The sequence below is a fragment of the Pseudomonas sp. NFACC43 genome (assembly GCF_900119645.1).
Classification (GTDB): Bacteria; Pseudomonadota; Gammaproteobacteria; order Pseudomonadales; family Pseudomonadaceae; genus Aquipseudomonas.
In genome coordinates this window covers 40,398-58,653 of record NZ_FPKK01000006.1, presented here as the reverse complement: position 1 = coordinate 58,653, position 18,256 = coordinate 40,398, and the positions used below count along the sequence as shown (strand labels likewise).

General features: G+C 63.4%; 14 protein-coding genes. 11 read left to right on the top strand and 3 right to left on the bottom strand.

What is annotated here, in order from left to right; translation table 11 throughout:
• The gene (gene argS / locus BT179_RS12195) at window positions 1-1,737 is read right to left on the bottom strand and encodes an arginine--tRNA ligase (protein ID WP_072431664.1); all 1,737 of its coding nucleotides are present in this window, start codon (window positions 1,735-1,737) and stop codon (window positions 1-3) included.
• 195 nt (window positions 1,738-1,932) lie between these two features.
• A complete protein-coding gene (locus BT179_RS12190) occupies window positions 1,933-4,152 on the bottom strand; it encodes a primosomal protein N' (RefSeq protein WP_072431663.1) in 2,220 nt (739 codons plus the stop codon).
• 207 nt (window positions 4,153-4,359) lie between these two features.
• Between BT179_RS12190 and rpmE the strand changes: the two genes are divergently transcribed.
• From rpmE to BT179_RS12175, 3 genes are all read left to right on the top strand, one after another.
• Window positions 4,360-4,581, top strand: coding sequence for a 50S ribosomal protein L31 (gene rpmE / locus BT179_RS12185; protein WP_072397977.1), 222 nt, complete (start codon window positions 4,360-4,362; stop codon window positions 4,579-4,581).
• Window positions 4,582-4,622: 41 nt separating this feature from the next.
• The gene (locus tag BT179_RS12180; protein ID WP_072431662.1) at window positions 4,623-5,408 is read left to right on the top strand and encodes a thermonuclease family protein; all 786 of its coding nucleotides are present in this window, start codon (window positions 4,623-4,625) and stop codon (window positions 5,406-5,408) included.
• Window positions 5,409-5,589: 181 nt separating this feature from the next.
• A complete protein-coding gene (locus BT179_RS12175; protein ID WP_072397979.1) occupies window positions 5,590-6,858 on the top strand; it encodes a malic enzyme-like NAD(P)-binding protein in 1,269 nt (422 codons plus the stop codon).
• Between the two features lie 147 nt (window positions 6,859-7,005).
• Here the strand turns inward: BT179_RS12175 and BT179_RS12170 are convergent, their stop codons facing one another.
• Window positions 7,006-9,450: a penicillin-binding protein 1A gene (locus BT179_RS12170; RefSeq protein ID WP_168199086.1), complete on the bottom strand. Its 2,445-nt coding sequence runs from the start codon at window positions 9,448-9,450 to the stop codon at window positions 7,006-7,008.
• Between the two features lie 206 nt (window positions 9,451-9,656).
• Here BT179_RS12170 and BT179_RS12165 point away from each other — a divergent pair, with 206 nt between their 5' ends.
• The 8 genes from BT179_RS12165 to BT179_RS12130 all read left to right on the top strand — a co-directional run bounded on the left by BT179_RS12165 (window position 9,657) and on the right by BT179_RS12130 (window position 17,921).
• Entirely contained in the window at window positions 9,657-10,721 is a 1,065-nt protein-coding gene (locus BT179_RS12165) for a pilus assembly protein PilM (protein WP_072397981.1), read from the top strand.
• Window positions 10,721-11,287: a PilN domain-containing protein gene (locus BT179_RS12160; protein ID WP_072397982.1), complete on the top strand. Its 567-nt coding sequence runs from the start codon at window positions 10,721-10,723 to the stop codon at window positions 11,285-11,287. Before BT179_RS12165 ends, BT179_RS12160 begins: the two co-directional genes overlap by 1 nt.
• Entirely contained in the window at window positions 11,284-11,907 is a 624-nt protein-coding gene (pilO, locus tag BT179_RS12155) for a type 4a pilus biogenesis protein PilO (RefSeq protein WP_072397983.1), read from the top strand. The genes BT179_RS12160 and pilO overlap by 4 nt, the downstream gene beginning before the upstream one ends.
• A complete protein-coding gene (locus BT179_RS12150; RefSeq protein WP_072397984.1) occupies window positions 11,904-12,449 on the top strand; it encodes a pilus assembly protein PilP in 546 nt (181 codons plus the stop codon). Before pilO ends, BT179_RS12150 begins: the two co-directional genes overlap by 4 nt.
• Window positions 12,446-14,518, top strand: coding sequence for a type IV pilus secretin PilQ (pilQ, locus tag BT179_RS12145; protein WP_072431661.1), 2,073 nt, complete (start codon window positions 12,446-12,448; stop codon window positions 14,516-14,518). The genes BT179_RS12150 and pilQ overlap by 4 nt, the downstream gene beginning before the upstream one ends.
• Window positions 14,519-14,522: 4 nt before the next feature.
• Complete coding sequence (gene aroK, locus BT179_RS12140; RefSeq protein ID WP_072397986.1) at window positions 14,523-15,041, top strand: shikimate kinase AroK; 519 nt, start codon at window positions 14,523-14,525, stop codon at window positions 15,039-15,041.
• Between the two features lie 179 nt (window positions 15,042-15,220).
• Window positions 15,221-16,321 (top strand): 3-dehydroquinate synthase, encoded by a 1,101-nt coding sequence (gene aroB, locus BT179_RS12135; protein ID WP_072397987.1) that lies wholly within the window; start codon window positions 15,221-15,223, stop codon window positions 16,319-16,321.
• 10 nt (window positions 16,322-16,331) lie between these two features.
• A complete protein-coding gene (locus tag BT179_RS12130) occupies window positions 16,332-17,921 on the top strand; it encodes an AAA family ATPase (RefSeq protein WP_072431660.1) in 1,590 nt (529 codons plus the stop codon).
• Window positions 17,922-18,256 lie beyond the last annotated feature (335 nt).

Here is an 18,256-nt window from a genome sequence, read left to right as displayed (position 1 = left end):
TTACATGCGCTCCAGGGTTTCCAGGCCCAGCAGTTCCAGGCCCTGCTTGAGCGTGCGCGCGGTCAGCGCGGCAAGACGCAGGCGGCTTTGCATTTGCTCGGGGGTGTCGGCGTTGAGGATCGGGCAGTTCTCGTAGAAGCTGGAGAACAGGCCGGCCACATCGTACAGATAAGCGCACAGGGTGTGTGGCGTGCCCTTGTCGGCGACGTTGTTGAGCACTTCGCCGAACTGCGCCAGCTTCGCCGCCAGCTCCTGCTCCTGTGGGGCCTGGAGCACGATCCGCCCGTCCACTTCGTCGAGGCCTTTGCCGAGCTTGCGGAACACGCCCGCCACACGGGTGTAGGCGTACAGCAGGTATGGCGCGGTGTTGCCTTCGAAGTTGAGCATCAGGTCGAAGTTGAAGCTGTAGTCGCTGGTGCGGTGCTTGGACAGGTCGGCGTATTTCACCGCGTCGATGCCCACCACCTTGGCGATCTTGCGCAGCTCATCCTCGGCCAGGTCCGGGTTCTTGCCCTTGACCAGGGTATAGGCGCGTTCCTGGGCTTCGGTCAGCAGGTCGATCAGCTTCACCGTGCCGCCGTCGCGAGTCTTGAAAGGGCGGCCATCGGCGCCGTTCATGGTGCCGAAGCCCATGTGCTCCATTTCCATCGGCCGGGCCACGAAACCGGCCTGGCGTGCCACTTCGAACACTTGCTGGAAGTGCAGGGCCTGGCGCTGGTCGACGAAGTACAACACCCGATCGGCCTTGAGCACGCTGTTGCGGTAGCGTACGGCGGCCAGGTCGGTGGTGGCGTACAGGTAGCCGCCGTCGGCCTTGACGATGATCACCGGCAGCGGTTCGCCGTCGGCAGTCTTGAACTGGTCGAGGAACACGCACTGGGCGCCGTTGCTTTCCACCAGCATGCCCTTGGCCTTGAGGTCATTGACCACGTTGATCAGGTCGTCGTTGTAGGCGCTTTCGCCCATGACGTCGGCCATGGTCAGCTTAACGTTCAGCAGCTCGTAGATTTTCTGGCAGTGGGACAGGGAGATGTCCTTGAACCGGGTCCACAGCGCCAGGCACTCGGCGTCGCCGGCCTGCAACTTGACCACCAGGCCGCGGGCGCGGTCGGCGAACTCGGGGGATTCGTCGAAGCGTTGCTTGGCGGCGCGGTAGAAGTTCTCCAGGTCCGACAGTTCATCGCTGGTGATGGGGTTTTCCTGCAGGTAGGCCATCAGCATGCCGAACTGGGTGCCCCAGTCGCCGACATGGTTCTGGCGAATCACGGTGTCGCCGAGGAATTCCAGTACCCGGGCCACGCCGTCGCCGATGATGGTGGAACGCAGGTGGCCGACGTGCATTTCCTTGGCGAGGTTGGGGGCCGACAGGTCCACCACGGTGCGCTGCAGCGGGCCGGCCTTGCGAACCCCGATGCGTTCGTCGGCCAGGGCCGCGTCCAGGCGCGAAGCCAGGGCCTGGGTGTTCTGGAAGAAATTGATGAACCCGGGACCGGCGATCTCCGCCTTGGAGACGTTCTCGTCGGCCGGCAGCGCGGCGATGATTTTCTCGGCCAGGTCCCGCGGCTTCATGCCGGCCGGCTTGGCCAGCATCATGGCGATGTTGCTGGCAAAGTCGCCGTGGGTCTTGTCGCGGGTGTTTTCGACCTGAATCGCCGGCGACAGGCCTTCTGGCAGCACACCTTCAGTGACGAGTTGGGCGATGGCTTGCTGGATGAGCTGGCGAATGGTGTCTTTCATGGTCTTCTCTTTCAACCGCAGGCGCGGCGGCGCTTCGATGCGCTGGTGGAAAAACTGGGCATTATCCGTGGCCCGGACGAGCTTGCCAACTGTAGCGGGTCGGTTGGGGTTGTGTGGTGACTATTCTTGCTGGCCTGGATGCACGCGATCCCCTGTGTGAGCTTGCTCCCACCGGGGGGCAGGCTTGCGGTCCATTCAATACAAGTCCACCGGGTCCACGTCCAGCGACCAGCGTACCGCCCGCCCGCTGGGCATCTGTTCCAGCACCAGCAGCCAGGCGCTCAACAGGCGGTGCAGCGGTGCCCGGGCGCTGGCCTGTAATAAAAGCTGGGCCCGGTAGCGCCCGGCCCGGCGCTCCATCGGAGCCGGTACCGGGCCCAATAGTTCGATCCCGGTGAGGTTCTGCTGGGCCAGCAAGCGCTCTGCCTCGCCACAGGCCTCGTCGAGGAAGCCTTCGGCCTGCCCGGGCTTGTGGGCTTCGGCCCGCAACAGCGCCAGGTGGGCGAACGGCGGCAGGCCGGCGCCGCGCCGTTCGCTCAATGCCTGCTCGGCGAAGGCGAAGTAGCCTTGCTCGGTCAGTTGTATCAGCAGCGGATGGTCCGCCAGGTGAGTCTGGATAATCACCTTGCCCGGCTCCTCGGCTCGTCCGGCCCGGCCCGCAACCTGGACGATCAGCTGCGCCATGCGCTCGCTGGCGCGGAAGTCGCCGGAAAACAGCCCGCCGTCGGCATCCAGGATCGCCACCAGGGTGACCCGCGGGAAATGATGCCCCTTGGCAAGCATCTGGGTGCCCACCAGGATGCACGGCTGGCCCTTCTGGATCGTGGCGAACAGGTGGTTCATCGCGTCCTTGCGCGAGGTGCTGTCGCGGTCCACCCGCAGCACCGGATAGTCGGGAAACAGGATGCCCAGCCGCTCCTCGGCGCGTTCGGTGCCAGCACCCACCGGGCGCAGGTCCACCTTGCCGCACTGCGGGCAATGCCTCGGCACGCGCTCGCTATGGCCGCAGTGGTGACAACGCAACTCCCCATGGCGCTGGTGCACGGTCATCCGCGCGTCGCAGCGTTCGCACCCGGACATCCAGCCGCAGTCGTGGCACAGCAGGGTCGGAGCGAATCCCCGGCGATTGAGGAACACCAGCACCTGTTGCCCGGCGGCCAGGGTCTGGCCGATGGCTTGTTGCATCGGGCCGCTGATGCCGCTGTCCAGCGGACGGCTTTTCACGTCCAGGCGCAGGAAGCGTGGCTGCTTGGCACCGCCGGCCCGTTCGTTCAGGCGCAGCAGGCCATAACGACCGGTGTAGGCATTGTGCAGGCTCTCCAGGGAGGGCGTCGCCGAGCCAAGGACGATGGGGATGTTTTCCTGGCGGGCGCGTACCAGCGCCAGGTCGCGGGCGTGATAGCGCAGGCCTTCCTGCTGTTTATAGGAGCCGTCGTGTTCTTCGTCGATGATGATCAGGCCGGGATTCTTCATCGGCGTGAACAGGGCCGAGCGGGTGCCGATGATGATGTCGGCCTCGCCGTCGCGGGCAGCTAGCCAGGCCTCCAGGCGCTCGCGGTCGTTGACCGCCGAGTGCACCAGGGCGATCCGGGCGTTGAAGCGTTGCTCGAAGCGCGCCAGGGTCTGCGGGCCGAGGTTGATTTCCGGGATCAGCACCAAGGCTTGCTTGCCCGCCTCCAGGGTCTGGCGGATCAACTGCAGGTAGACTTCGGTCTTGCCGCTGCCCGTGACGCCCGCGAGCAGGAACGCGTGGTAGCTGTCGAAGCCCGCGCGAATCGCCTCGCAGGCGGCCCGTTGTTCGGCATTGAGCGGCAGTTCCGGCTGGGCCAGCCAATGCTCGTGGCGGGCGCCCGGGATGTGCCTGCGCACCTCCACCTGGACCAGGCCCTTGGCCAGCAGCAAATCGAGGCTGTCCTTGCTGAGCATCAGCTTGCTCAGCAACTGATGGGCCACCCCATGGGGATGCTGGGCCAGGGTCGCCAGCGCTTCGCGTTGACGCGGGGCACGGGCGATGCGCGGATCGTCCGTGGAGGCGCCCGGCGCCACAGACCAGAACCGTTCCTGGCGCGCCTCGGCCGGCTCACCCTGGCGCAGCAGCACCGGCAGTGCCCAGCTCAAGGTGTCGCCGAGGCTGTGCTGATAATACTGGGCGGTCCAAAGGCACAACTTGAACAGCGACGCCGGCAGCGGTGGCGTGGCATCGAGCAGCGCCAGGGCCGGCTTGAGCTTGTCGGCCGGGACCTCGCTGTGATCGGTGACTTCCACCAGGATGCCGATCATCTCCCGCCGGCCGAACGGTACCCGCAAGCGCATGCCGGGTTGCAACCGGTCATGCGGGACCCCGGCCGGAGCGCGGTAGTCGAACAGTCGGCGCAGGGGCGAAGGCAGGGCGAGGCGCAGGATGGCGTCGGACACGCGAGGTCTCGATAAACAGAAAAATGGCGGAAAGCTTGGCACAACCCTTGTAGGAGCGAGGGTGTGCATGAGGGCGCGAGCCTAGCAGACGGTTGGTACAAGCGACAGCTTGCGTCATTGTCGATGTCTGGTAGAATCCGCGCCCTAATTACGTGCGGTATTCAACAATAGTGTTGGGTGGCGGCACGCTAGCCTGAGGGAAACACCATGAAGACCGATATCCATCCAGAATACCCAGTGGTTGCCGTAACCTGCAGCTGCGGCAACAAGTTCGAAACCCGTTCGACCTACGGCAAAGCCCTGGCGATCGACGTTTGCAACGAATGCCACCCGTTCTACACCGGTAAGCAAAAGACTCTGGATACCGGTGGTCGCGTTCAGAAGTTCGCCGATCGTTTCGGTGCTTTCGGCGCTACCAAAAAGGCCTGAGGCTGATCATTTTGGAGGCTCGCTCCGGCGGCTCCAGAGTGATGAAAAAGGCGTCCCTTGTGGGCGCCTTTTTTGTGTCCGCGATTTGGCTGGGCGGGGCCGAGGCCTTCTGTCCGGCCCCGGCAGGGCTGGCCCGGGTGAAGGTGCAGCGGGTGGTGGATGGCGACACCCTGCGCCTGGCGGATGGCCGAAGCGTGCGCATGATCGGTCTCAACAGCCCGGAACTGGGGCGGCAAGGACGATCCGACGAGCCTTTTGCCGTTGCGGCCCGTCGGCGTCTCGAAGCGCTGGTGGCGGCCAGCGACGGGCAGGTGGGGTTGCTTCCTGGTCAGCAGGGTCGCGATCGCTATGGGCGAACCCTGGCTCATGTCTATGACGCTGACGGCCGTAACCTCGAAGCGCAACTGCTCGCCGAGGGGTTGGGGTTTCATGTGGCGGTGGCACCGAATACCGGCTTGGCGGACTGCCAGGGTGCCGCCGAACGCCAGGCTCGCGAGGCGCGTCTTGGGCTATGGAAACAGTCACCCGTGCTCAAGACGCAACAGATCCAGGCTGCCGGCTTCGCCGTGCTCAGCGGTCGCGTGAACACGATCAGGCGCAATCGTGGCGGAATCTGGCTGCAAATGGAGGGGGCGGTTGTATTGCGTGTCGCTCCCGATGTGGCGAACCGTTTCGATATGGCTTCGCTTGAGCGCCTCCAGGGCCGGCAGGTCGAGGCGCGTGGCTGGGTGGTGGATCGATCGCGGCGCGCAGCCCTGGAACCGGGACGGGAGCGCTGGTTGCTGCCATTGACCGATCCGGCCATGTTGACCGCCCTGCCTCGATAAAAAATTGTAGACATTTTTAATGTGGATTGTATGCATCAAGCCCTTGTGTTTCGCGGCTCTAGGCCCAAAGTCGTAGGGCAGGGCGCTTGACAGCGGTGACTGGTCAGTCTTGTAGGGACTTTGCGAGGGGCGTATCCTCGGCGGTCCGTCTGTCCAACACAGTAAAAAGCGGAATGCCCACATGTCTGATCTGAAAACTGCCGCTCTCGAATATCACGCTAATCCTCGTCCAGGAAAGCTGAGTGTCGAGCTCACCAAGGCCACCGCTACTGCCCGCGATCTGTCGCTGGCCTACAGCCCCGGCGTAGCCGAACCAGTACGCGAAATCGCTCGCGACCCTGAGCTGGCCTACAAGTACACCGGCAAGGGCAACCTGGTTGCAGTCATTTCCGATGGCACCGCGATTCTCGGCCTGGGTGACCTGGGCCCACTGGCTTCCAAGCCGGTCATGGAAGGCAAGGGTGTCCTGTTCAAGCGCTTCGCCGGTATCGACGTGTTCGACATCGAAGTCGATTCCGAAAGCCCGCAGGCCTTCATCGACACCGTCAAGCGTATCTCCATCACCTTCGGTGGCATCAACCTGGAAGACATCAAGGCACCCGAGTGCTTCGAGATCGAGCGCGCCCTGATCGAACAGTGCGATATCCCGGTGTTCCACGATGACCAGCACGGTACCGCCATCGTGACTGCGGCCGGTATGATCAACGCCCTGGAAATCGCCGGCAAGACCCTGCCGGAAGCCAAGATCGTCTGCCTGGGCGCCGGTGCCGCGGCCATCTCCTGCATGAAGTTGCTGGTGAGCATGGGCGCCCGGATCGAGAACATCTTCATGGTCGACCGTACCGGCGTGATCCACTCCGGCCGTACCGACCTGAACCAGTACAAGGCGGTCTTCGCCCACGCCACCGACAAGCGCACCCTGGCTGAAGCGCTGGACGGCGCCGACGTTTTCGTCGGCCTTTCGGGTCCGAACCTGTTGAGCCCGGAAAACCTGCTGCGCATGGCGCCGAACCCGATCGTGTTCGCCTGCTCGAACCCGGACCCGGAAATCTCCCCGGAACTGGCTCACGCCACCCGTAGCGACGTGATCATGGCCACCGGCCGTTCGGATTACCCGAACCAGGTCAACAACGTACTGGGCTTCCCGTTCATCTTCCGCGGCGCCCTGGACGTACGCGCCAAGCGCATCAACGAAGAAATGAAAGTCGCGGCCGCCAACGCCTTGCGCGAACTGGCCAAGCTGCCGGTGCCTCAGGAAGTGTGCGACGCCTACGGCGGCATCAAGCTGGAATTCGGTCGTGAGTACATCATTCCGAAACCTATGGACGCCCGCCTGATCACCCTGATCTCCGACGCCGTGGCCAAGGCCGCGATTGAGACCGGCGTGGCCACCCTGCCGTACCCGAAGAATTACCCGCTCAAGAGCGTGGATGATGTGTTCAACGGTTAAAAGCAGCCGCCCATAAAAAAACCTGGCCTCGGCCAGGTTTTTTTATGGGCTTCGAGCGGCAAGCTTCAAGCTGCATTGGAAGCGAAGCCTACCGCGCTTGCTTTGGCTTTACTTGAAGCTTGCGGCTTGAAGCTCGCCGCGGCTTCCCTAGAACAAATCGATCGGTGCCGCTTCGTCCGCCGGCAGCGGGCTGCCTGGCGCTACACCGTTGCCCAGCTCGTTGACCGACGGCGGGGTGTCTTCACTCTTGAACAGCTCGAAATACGCCCCTGGGGTGCCTGGCGTCGCGGCGCGGCCGCTGACCGGATCGACCCGCAGGCTCAGGATGCCTTCCGGTTCCGGCTGGGTGTGAGGCGGTTTGTCCTTGAGGGCGGCGCCCATGTAGGTCATCCAGATGGGCAGCGCCACGGTGCCGCCGAACTCGCGGCGGCCGAGGCTCTCAGGCTGGTCGAAGCCGGTCCAGACGGTGGTGACGTAATCGCCGTTGTAGCCCGAGAACCAGGCGTCCTTGGATTCGTTGGTGGTGCCGGTCTTGCCCGCCAGGTCGGTTCGACCCAGCGCCAGGGCGCGCCGGCCGGTGCCGAGCTTGATCACGTCCTGCAGCATGCTATTGAGGATGTAGGTGGTCCGGCCGTCGATGATGCGCTCGGCAATGACCGGGGCCTGCGGTACCGCCGGGGCAGTCGTGGCTTCGCCTGGGGGCGCGTTCACCGTGAACGTTTCGGCGGCGGGTGCCGCGACGCCATCGCTGGCCTGCTCGCCCGTCGGCACCCGTGGCGGATTGGCGACGAACAGCGTCTCGCCGTTGCGGCTTTCGATCCTGTCGATGATGTACGGGGTGATCTTGTAGCCGCCGTTGGCGAACGTGCTCCAGCCCGTGGCGATTTCCATTGGCGTCAGGGTCGCGGTGCCCAGGGCCAGGGAGAGGTTGCGAGGCAGGTCCTGCTTGTTGAAGCCGAACTTGCTGATGTAGTCGATGGTGCGGTCGACGCCCAGGGCCTGAAGCAGGCGGATAGACACCAGGTTGCGGGACTTGTACAGCGCTTCGCGCAGACGGATCGGGCCGAGGAAGGTGTTGGTGTCATTCTTCGGCCGCCAGACCTTGTCCAGGTACTCGTCGACGAACACGATGGGCGCATCGTTCACCAGGCTGGCGGCGGTGTAGCCATTGTCCAGGGCGGCGCTGTAGACGAACGGCTTGAAGCTCGAGCCGGGCTGGCGTTTGGCCTGCAACGCCCGGTTGTAATTGCTTTGCTCGAAGGCGAAGCCACCCACTAGAGAGCGAATGGCGCCGTCCTGCGGGTCGAGGGACACCAGGGCACCCTGGGCCGCCGGAATCTGGCTGAACTTCAAGGAGTTGTCCGGTTGACGCTGCACCCGGATCAGGTCACCGACCTGGGCGACGTCCGACGGCTGCCGGGGGACTGCGCCCATGCTGTTGGTATTGAGGAAAGGACGCGCCCATTTCATGGTGTCCCAGCTCACATGTTCTTCCAGCTCGCCATTACGCGTCAGGACCTTGATGCCGTCCTTGTCCACCTGGGTGACGATGGCCGGCTCCAGGCTGCTGATGGTGCGCTGCTTGGTCAGTTCCAGGGCCCAGGCTTCCTTGGTCTTGCCTGGCAGGCGCGATTCAGGCCCGCGGTAGCCGTGGCGCTGGTCATAGGTCATCAGGCCTTCGTGCAGCGCGGTGTTGGCCATTTCCTGCAGATTGCTCGGTACCGTGGTGGTCACGCGGAAACCTTCGGTGTAGGCATCGCTGCCGTAGCGGCCGACCATTTCGGCCCGGGCCATCTCGGCGATATACGGGGCGTTCACTTCCGGGGTCGGCACGTGATAGCTGGCGTTCAAGGGCTCGTTGATCGCGGCGGTGTACTCGGCTTCGCTGATCTTGCCCAACTTGTACATGCGTCCCAGGATCCAGTCGCGGCGCTCCTTGCTGCGCGCCGGGTTGGCCAGGGGGTTGAAGCGCGACGGGGCCTTGGGCAGGCCGGCGATCATCGCCATCTGTGCCAGGCTGACCTCGCGGATCGACTTGCCGTAGTACACCTGGGCCGCCGCCTCGATGCCATAGGCGCGGTTACCCAGGTAGATCTTGTTCACATACAGCTCGAGGATCTCGTCCTTGGTCAGCTGCCGCTCGATCTGCAGGGCCAGGAGAATCTCGGTGGTCTTGCGCGAGAAGCTGCGCTCGCTGGTCAGGAAGAAGTTCTTGGCCACCTGCATGGTGATGGTGCTGCCGCCGGACTGGATATGCCCGCTCTTGATCAACTGGCTCGCGGCTCGCATCAGGCTGCCGGGATCGACGCCGTAGTGGTTGGCGAAGTTGTCGTCTTCAGCACTCAGTAACGCATTGATGAAATTGGGGGGAATGTCGGCGAAACGGATCGGCGTGCGGCGCATTTCGCCAAATTCGGCGATCAGCTTGTTGTCGCTGCTGTAGACCCGCAGGGGAATCTGCAACTGAATGCTTCTCAGCGCCTCCACGGATGGCAATCCCGGACTAAGGTAAAGAAACGCACCGCTCAGACCCAGGAGCAGTCCGCAGAAAACGGCGACGATGGACCATCCGAAAAATTTCAGCAGACGAATCAAGGCTTTTGGATATCCAGGCAAAGAATGAAAAGGCGTCAGGTGCAGGGAAGGACCCATGCGAGCAACAAAGCGAAAAAAACGCTGCGCATTATAAGCATTTTTTCGCGGTGCAAACGCCATCCGGACATCCGTCGGACCGGCGTGATTGAACGCAATGCGTATTAGAGAGTCCGTAACTCACGGATAGTCATAGGGAATTGGTAGTGCTACGACTCTTCAATAAAAAAGCCCATGCGCTTCTGGGGATAGATATCAGCTCCACATCGGTGAAGCTGCTCGAGTTGAGTCGCCAGGGCGACCGGTACCGTGTCGAATCCTACGCGGTCGAACCGCTTCCGGCCAACGCCGTGGTCGAGAAGAACATCGCCGAGCTCGAAGGGGTGGGCCAGGCGCTGTCGCGGGTGGTGGCCAAGGCCAGGACACCCTTGCGCAACGTCGCCGTGGCCGTGGCGGGGTCCGCCGTGATCACCAAGACCATCGAGATGGACGCCGGGCTGTCCGACGACGACATGGAGAACCAGCTCAAGATCGAGGCGGACCAGTACATTCCCTATCCCTTGGATGAGGTGGCCATCGATTTCGAAGTCCTGGGCGTCTCGCCGCGCAGCGCCGAGCGGGTCGAAGTGCTGCTGGCCGCCTGTCGCAAGGAGAACGTCGAGGTCCGCGAGGCCGCCCTGGCGCTGGCCGGGCTGACGGCGCGGGTAGTGGATGTCGAGGCCTACGCCCTGGAGCGCGCCTTCGGCCTGCTGGCCACGCAACTGGCCGCGTCCCAGGAACGGCTCACGGTAGCGGTGATCGACATCGGCGCCACCATGACCACCCTGAGCGTGCTGCACAACGGCCGCATCATCTATACCCGTGAGCAATTGTTCGGCGGTCGCCAGCTGACCGAGGAGATCCAGCGTCGCTACGGCCTGACGTTCGAGCAGGCCGGGCTGGCAAAGAAGCAGGGTGGCCTGCCGGACGACTATTCCGGCGAAGTGTTGCAGCCCTTTCGCGAAGCGTTGGTGCAGCAGGTGTCGCGCTCCCTGCAGTTTTTCTTCGCGTCGGGCCAGTACAGCGCGGTGGACCACATCCTGCTGGCCGGTGGCACGGCGTCGGTCACGGGGCTGGACCGGCTGATCGAACAGCGCCTGGGCACGCCGACCCAGGTGGCCAACCCGTTTACCAACATGGCCCTGGGCAGCCGGGTCAATGCCGGTGCCCTGGCCAGTGATGCGCCGGCACTGATGATTGCCTGCGGGCTGGCCCTCAGGAGCTTCGACTGATGGCGCGGATCAACCTGCTTCCCTGGCGCGAAGAGCTTCGCGAAGAGCGCCGCAAACGCTTTCTGCTGGCCTTGACCGGAGCGCTCGTCGGCGCGGTAGGCGTGATACTAATTGCGGTCCAGTACCTCAACAGCGCCATCGATTACCAGCTGGCCCGTAACAATCACCTCTCGCAGCAGATCGCGGAACTGGATGAGCGCATCAAGCAGATCAGCGAGCTGAAAGCCCGTCGCCAGCAGTTGCTGGAGCGCATGCGCATCATCCAGGACTTGCAGGGCAACCGGCCGGTCAGCGGGCGCATCTTCGACCAGTTGGTGCGCACCTTGCCCGACGGGGTGTATTTCACCGAAGTGACGATGGAAGACCACACGCTGTCCATCAAGGGGGCCGCCGAGTCGAACAACCGGGTCTCGGACCTGATGCGCAACCTGGACTCATCGGACCTGTTCGATGCTCCCAGCCTGACGGAGGTCAAGGCCACCACGGCCGGCCAGCTCGACCAGGCCAATGTGTTCCAGTTGACGGTACGCCAGACCCGTCCGGCTGACATCGAGGAGGCCCAATGAGACCGGCGGAGTGGTTCGACGCGCTGCGCAAGATCGATATCAGCGACCTGGACACCAATAACCTGGGCTCCTGGCCCATGCCGGTCAAATGGCTGGCCGGTGTCCTGCTGGTGATCCTGGTCCTGGGCCTGGGCTACAACTTTGCCCTCAGCGACCTGGAGGATCAGCTGCAGCAGGTGCGCGGGGAGGAAAGTACCCTCAAGGCGCAGTTCGCGGGCAAGGCCCACATGGCCGCGAACCTGGAGCGCTACACCGAACAGATGAAGCAGATGGAGGAGTCCTTCGGCGTGTTGTTGCGCCAATTGCCCAGCGACACCGAGGTCCCCGGACTGCTGGAGGACATCACCCGAACCGGCCTGGGCAGTGGCCTGGAGTTCGAGGAGATCAAGCTGCTCCCCGAAGCCACCCAGCCGTTCTACATCGAACTGCCGATCCAGATCACTGTGACCGGCGGCTACCATGACCTGGCGACCTTCGTCAGCGGTGTCGCCGGGTTGCCCCGCATCGTCACGCTGCACGATTTCGAGATTGCCCCCCTGGAGCCCAACGGCGGATCGAAGCTGCGCATGAGCATCCAGGCCAAGACCTATCGCTACAACGAGCAGGAGGAGCAGCCATGAGGTCGTTTCGCTGCGCCGGCCTGCTGGCGGGCCTGGTCGTGCTGGCGGGCTGCAACGGCGGCGATGGCTTCGACGACCTGGACGCCTATATGAACGAGGTCCGCTTGCGCCCGCCCGGCAAGATCGAGCCGATGCCGGTATTCAGGCCCTATGAGACCTTTACCTACAGCGCCGCCAACCTGCGCAGTCCGTTTTCCCGGCAAGTCCCGGTGGACCAGGCCGGTCGGCAGCAGGGCTCGCGCAATGTGCGGCCCGACCCCAACCGGACCAAGCAATACCTGGAAGGCTTCAATATCGAACAGTTCGAAATGGTCGGCACGATTGCCAATGCCAGTGGTTCCTTCGCGCTGCTGCGTGGCGCGGGCGGGGTGCATCGGCTCAAGGTCGGTGACTACCTTGGACGCAACGACGGGCGGATCGTCGCCATCAGTGCCACTCAGGTCGATGTGGTGGAAATCGTACCTGACGGCGAGGGGACGTGGCTGGAGCGACCACGGACCATTCCTTTGAAAGAGCACTCATTAGTGGAATCCCAACAATGAACAGGATTTTGACAGCCCTCGGTATTTCGCTATGGATAGCGCTGATGTCGCCGATGGCCCATGCGGCCAGCCTCAAGGCCCTGGATGTCGCGGCGTTGCCGGGAGACCGAGTCGAGTTGAAGCTGTCCTTCGACGGGCCGCCACCGACGCCTCGCGGCTATACCACCGAGCAGCCGGCCCGGATTGCCCTGGACTTGCCCGGGGTCACCAGCCAGCTGGCCCGCAAGACCCATGACCTGGGGGGCGGCAATGCGCGCAGCGCCACCGTGGTCGAGGCGGGGGATCGTACGCGGCTGATCATCGGCCTCACCCAGCTGGCGCCGTATGACGCCCGGGTCGAGGGCAACAGCCTGTTCGTGGTGATCGGCAAGGGCGCGACCCCCAGGACCACGGCCCAGGCGTCGCCCCTCGGTGCCGCCAGTCCTGCGCCGGCGAGGGCCAGGGCGCCGACGGGCAGGGCCATTCGCGGCGTGGATTTCCAGCGAGGAACCCAGGGCGAGGGCAATGTCGTGATCGATCTGTCGGACCCTTCCATCGCTCCGGACATCCAGGAGCGCGAAGGCAAGATCATCCTCAACTTTGCCAGGACCCAACTGCCGGAACCGCTGCGGGTGCGCCTGGACGTCAAGGACTTCGCCACCCCGGTGCAGTTCGTCAATGCCAGCGCCGGCTCGGACCAGGCCACCGTCAGTATCGAGCCCGGTGGTACCTTCGATTACTCCACCTACCAGACCGATAACCGGCTGACCGTCAGCGTCCGGCCCATGACCGTCGAAGACCTGCAGAAACGCAATAGCGATCGGGCCGCCTACAGTGGCGAGAAGCTGTCCCTCAACTTCCAGGACATCGAAGTGCGTTCGGTCCTGCAGTTGATCGCCGATTTCACCAACCTGAACCTGGTGGCCAGCGACACGGTGCAGGGCGCAATTACCCTGCGCTTGCAGAATGTGCCATGGGACCAGGCCCTGGACCTGGTGCTCAAGACCAAGGGGCTGGACAAGCGCAAGGTCGGCAACGTGTTGCTGGTGGCTCCGGCCGATGAAATCGCCGCGCGCGAGCGCCAGGAGCTGGAGTCCCAGAAGCAGATCGCCGACCTGGCGCCATTGCGGCGTGAACTGCTGCAGGTCAACTACGCCAAGGCGGCGGACATCGCCAAGCTGTTCCAGTCGGTGACCAGCGCCGAGGCCAAGGCCGATGAGCGCGGCACCATCACGGTCGATGAGCGAACCAACAACATCATCGCCTACCAGACCCAGGACCGGCTCGATGAACTGCGACGGATCGTCGCCCAGCTGGATATCCCGGTGCGCCAGGTGATGATCGAGGCACGTATCGTCGAGGCCAACGTCGATTACGACAAGAGCCTGGGGGTGCGCTGGGGTGGTTCGATACAGAACAAGGGTAACTGGAACGCTTCCGGGGTCAGCACCGGGGACTCCACCACCATCGGCACACCGGGCAGCACCAGCACCAACCAGCCGTTCGTGGACATGGGCGCGTCGGGCAACACATCGGGAATCGGCATCGCGTTCATCACCGACAATGTCCTGCTGGACCTGGAACTGACCGCCATGGAGAAGACCGGAAACGGGGAAATCGTCTCCCAGCCCAAGGTGGTGACCTCCGACAAGGAGACGGCGAAAATCCTCAAGGGCACGGAAATCCCTTACCAGGAAGCCAGTTCCAGCGGGGCGACCTCGGTGTCCTTCAAGGAGGCCTCGCTGTCGCTGGAGGTGACGCCGCAGATCACCCCGGATAATCGCATCATCATGGAGGTCAAGGTCACCAAGGACGAGCCGGATTACCTGAACAAGGTGCAGGATGTACCGCCCATCAAGAAAAACGAGGTCAATGCCAAGGTGCTGGTCAACGATGGCGAGACCATTGTGATTGGCGGCGTTTTCTCAAATACTCAGAGCAAGGTCGTAGATAAAGTGCCATTTCTTGGCGATGTGCCGTATCTTGGCCGCCTTTTCCGGCGTGATGTGGTTTCGGAGAAAAAATCCGAGCTGCTGGTATTCCTCACTCCGCGTATCATGAACAACCAGGCGATTGCTGTGAGTCGTTGATTCTGTGCGAAATTTGATTCTTGTTGGGCCGATGGGGGCTGGAAAAAGCACCATCGGCCGTTTGCTGGCCAAAGAGCTGCGCCTGCCGTTCAAAGATTCCGACAAGGAAATTGAATTGCGCACGGGTGCCAATATCCCATGGATCTTCGACAAGGAAGGCGAACCCGGCTTTCGTGATCGCGAGCAGGCGATGATCGCCGAGCTCTGCGCATTCGATGGCGTGGTGCTGGCCACCGGTGGCGGCGCAGTGATGCGCGAGGCCAATCGACAGGCGCTGCACGCTGGCGGACGAGTGGTCTATCTGCATGCTTCCGTGGAGCAGCAGGTCGGTCGTACCGCCCGGGATCGCAACCGTCCATTGTTGCGCACTGCCGATCCGGCCAAGACCCTGCGGGACTTGCTGGAGTTGCGCGATCCGCTGTATCGCGAGATCGCCGATCTGGTGGTGGAAACCGACGAGCGGCCACCACGAATGGTGGTGCTGGACATTCTCGAACGTCTGCAGCAATTGCCTCCCCGTTAATGCGCCTGGCGAAATGCGCTATCCTCGACGTCCCGTCATGGCCCGCCTGGGGCGCGGCGGATGACCATCCCGTGGTGTCATGGCCAGCACCGGGACCTGTAGCGAGGGGATTTAACCCCGTTGGGCACTTTTGTTAATCGCAGGCAGGACGCCTGATTCCATCTTCACTGTGGGGACACATGCAGACACTTAAGGTCGACCTGGGCGAGCGCAGCTACCCGATCCATATTGGCGAAGGCTTGCTGGACCAGCCCGAACTGCTGGCGCCGCACATCGCAGGGCGGCAAGTGGCGATCATTTCCAATGAAACCGTCGCGCCTCTGTATCTGGAGCGTCTGACCCGCAGCCTGTCGGCTTTTTCGGTCATTTCCGTGGTGTTGCCCGACGGCGAAGCCTTCAAGAACTGGGAAACCCTGCAACTCATTTTCGACGGCCTGCTGACCGCACGGCATGACCGCCGTACCACGGTGGTTGCCCTGGGCGGTGGCGTAATCGGCGACATGGCCGGTTTTGCCGCCGCTTGTTACCAGCGCGGCGTCGACTTCATCCAGATCCCCACCACGCTGTTGTCGCAGGTCGACTCGTCGGTGGGTGGCAAGACCGGGATCAACCATCCCCTGGGCAAGAACATGGTCGGTGCGTTCTATCAGCCCAACGTGGTGCTGATTGATACCGCTACCCTCAAGACCCTGCCGGCTCGCGAGCTGTCCGCCGGGCTGGCGGAGGTCATCAAGTACGGGTTGATCTGCGACGAGCCGTTCCTGGGCTGGCTCGAGGAGAATGTCGACCGCTTGCGGGCCCTGGACCAGGGCGCCCTGACCTACGCCATCGAGCGCTCCTGCGCCGCCAAGGCCGCCGTGGTAGGCGCCGATGAGCGGGAGTCGGGTGTGCGCGCCACGCTCAATCTGGGCCACACTTTTGGTCACGCCATCGAGACCCATATGGGCTATGGTGTCTGGCTGCATGGCGAGGCGGTCGCGGCCGGCACGGTCATGGCCCTGGAAATGTCCGCGCGCCTGGGCTGGATCAGCCAGGAGGAGCGTGATCGTGGCATTCGCCTGTTCCAGCGGGCCGGGCTGCCGGTGGTGCCGCCGGAGGAAATGACCGAGGCCGATTTCCTCGAACACATGGCTATCGACAAGAAAGTGATCGACGGTCGCCTGCGCCTGGTGCTGCTGCGCCGCATGGGCGAAGCGGTAGTGACCGACGATTATCCGAAAGAGGTTCTACAGGCCACGCTGGGAGCGGATTATCGCGCCCTGGCTCAGCTTAAAGGTTAATAAGATTCCGATGACTAGTTTGCATGCCGACGAGGCTTTCCTCGGCCATTTCCAGTTGAGCCACGACCCTTTCGCTCCTCGGGTCCCCGGCTTCAAGTTCTTCCCGGCCCAGCGCAAGCCGGTGCTTGGGCAATTGCATCACCTGGCGCGCTACAGCCAGTTGCTGCTGGTGGTCACCGGTCCCCAGGGCAGCGGCAAGACTCTGCTGCGCCAGGCCCTGGTGGCCAGCACCAACAAGCAGTCGGTGCAAAGCGTGGTGGTCTCGGCCCGTGGTGCCGGCGACGCAGCGGGTGTGTTGCGCCAGGTGGCCCAGGCGCTGAATGTCGCCCAGGCTGAAATCGGCGCGATTCTCGAGCAGATCGTTCAGCTGGCGTTGACCGGTCAGGAGGTCTACCTGCTGGTGGATGACGCCGAGCAGCTCGACGAATCGGCCCTCGAAGTGCTGCTGGAACTGGCTGCCGGTGCGCCGGAAGGTCGCCCTCATGTGTTCCTCTTCGGCGAGTCGTCGCTGATTGCCGGTCTGGAGCAGTTGCAGCTCGAGGAAGAGCGGTTCCACATCATCGAGCTGGCACCCTACACCGAGGAAGAAACCCGCGAATACCTGGCCCAGCGTCTTGAAGGAGCCGGCCGGGGTATCGAACTTTTCACCGCCGATCAGATCTCTGAGATTCACGAAAGCTCCGACGGCTGGCCTGGCAACATCAATCAGGTCGCCCGCGATGCCTTGATCGAAATCATGATTGCCAGCCGCTCAGCGGTGAAGCGTCCTAGTATGGGGTTCAACATGCCGAAGAAGCACGTATTGGCGATTTCCGCCGTGGTCGTGGTCGCCATTGCCGCCGCGTGGCTGATGCCGGGTCGCAACAAGGCGCCCTCCACGGGCACACCGGCAAACGAACAGGCGCAACTGCCCCTTGGCCAGGGCACGCCGCAACCCAACGGCGGCGCGCCAGCGGTGGAGTTCGCCGGCAATACCCAGCCGATGCCGCTGCCGTTGGTCGGCCAGTCGCAACCGGTCATGCGCGGTCCCCTGGCCGAAGCGGCCGGCGGTATCACCGAGGGTGATGACGGCTCGGCGCCTCCGATCGACGACAGCAGCGATACGCCGCCAACCGTGACCACCACGGCACCGCCCGTCGGCGTGCCGGCAGGTCCGGCACCAACCCCGACACCGGCACCGGCTCCAGCCGCCAAGCCGACGCCTGCCCCAGCCCAGGTCGCTACCGCCAAGCCCGCGCCGACGCCAGCACCGGTGGCCAAGCCGGCACCTGCGCCGGCCGCCAAGCCTGCCACTACCACGGCCAAGGCCACGGGTGGCAGCTGGTACGCCGGCCAGGCACCAGGCAACTACGTGGTGCAGATCCTCGGTACCAGCTCCGAGGCGGCCGCCCAGAACTTCGTCAAGGAGCAGGGCGGCGAGTATCGTTATTTCAAGAAGGTGCTCAACGGCAAGCCGCTGTATGTCATCACCTACGGCAGCTTTGCCAGCCGCGATGCGGCCGTTTCCGCCATCAAGGCCTTGCCAGCGAAGGTTCAGGCTGGTAAACCTTGGCCTCGCACTGTCGCCAGCGTCCAACAGGAACTGGCTGCAACTCGCTGAAGATTCGGCGGCCTTACCCAGGCCGCCTCTCCCGGCAACCTCAACATTTCCGCAGGGGCGGGCGACCTTTCAGGCCGCGCGCCTTGCGGTGTCTGCGTCACAGTAGCGTTTGAGTCGTAGCGGTCGAACCCAAAAAAGTTTTGACTAGCACAGCATATAGCTTTAAACCTTTCACAAATGCGACATGGATTTGCGACAGTTCGTCGTCAAATTTGTGAGCGTCTGTGTCGGCATGTACAATGACCTCCCTTTTGCCCCCGCAAAGCCGGCGTACGTTCGGCGCGAAATGCAACTGGTTGAATTGAAAAGAAATTTGCCTCGGCAAGAGGCAGCCT

Bases quoted from the DNA above. Each gene is read 5' to 3' on its own strand.
- argS (WP_072431664.1), bottom strand. From the start codon at position 1,737: ATGAAAGACACCATTCGCCAGCTCATCCAGCAAGCCATCGCCCAACTC.
- rpmE (WP_072397977.1), top strand. From the start codon at position 4,360: ATGAAGACCGATATCCATCCAGAATACCCAGTGGTTGCCGTAACCTGC.
- BT179_RS12180 (WP_072431662.1), top strand. From the start codon at position 4,623: ATGAAAAAGGCGTCCCTTGTGGGCGCCTTTTTTGTGTCCGCGATTTGG.
- BT179_RS12175 (WP_072397979.1), top strand. From the start codon at position 5,590: ATGTCTGATCTGAAAACTGCCGCTCTCGAATATCACGCTAATCCTCGT.
- BT179_RS12160 (WP_072397982.1), top strand. From the start codon at position 10,721: ATGGCGCGGATCAACCTGCTTCCCTGGCGCGAAGAGCTTCGCGAAGAG.
- pilO (WP_072397983.1), top strand. From the start codon at position 11,284: ATGAGACCGGCGGAGTGGTTCGACGCGCTGCGCAAGATCGATATCAGC.
- BT179_RS12150 (WP_072397984.1), top strand. From the start codon at position 11,904: ATGAGGTCGTTTCGCTGCGCCGGCCTGCTGGCGGGCCTGGTCGTGCTG.
- pilQ (WP_072431661.1), top strand. From the start codon at position 12,446: ATGAACAGGATTTTGACAGCCCTCGGTATTTCGCTATGGATAGCGCTG.
- aroB (WP_072397987.1), top strand. From the start codon at position 15,221: ATGCAGACACTTAAGGTCGACCTGGGCGAGCGCAGCTACCCGATCCAT.
- BT179_RS12130 (WP_072431660.1), top strand. From the start codon at position 16,332: ATGACTAGTTTGCATGCCGACGAGGCTTTCCTCGGCCATTTCCAGTTG.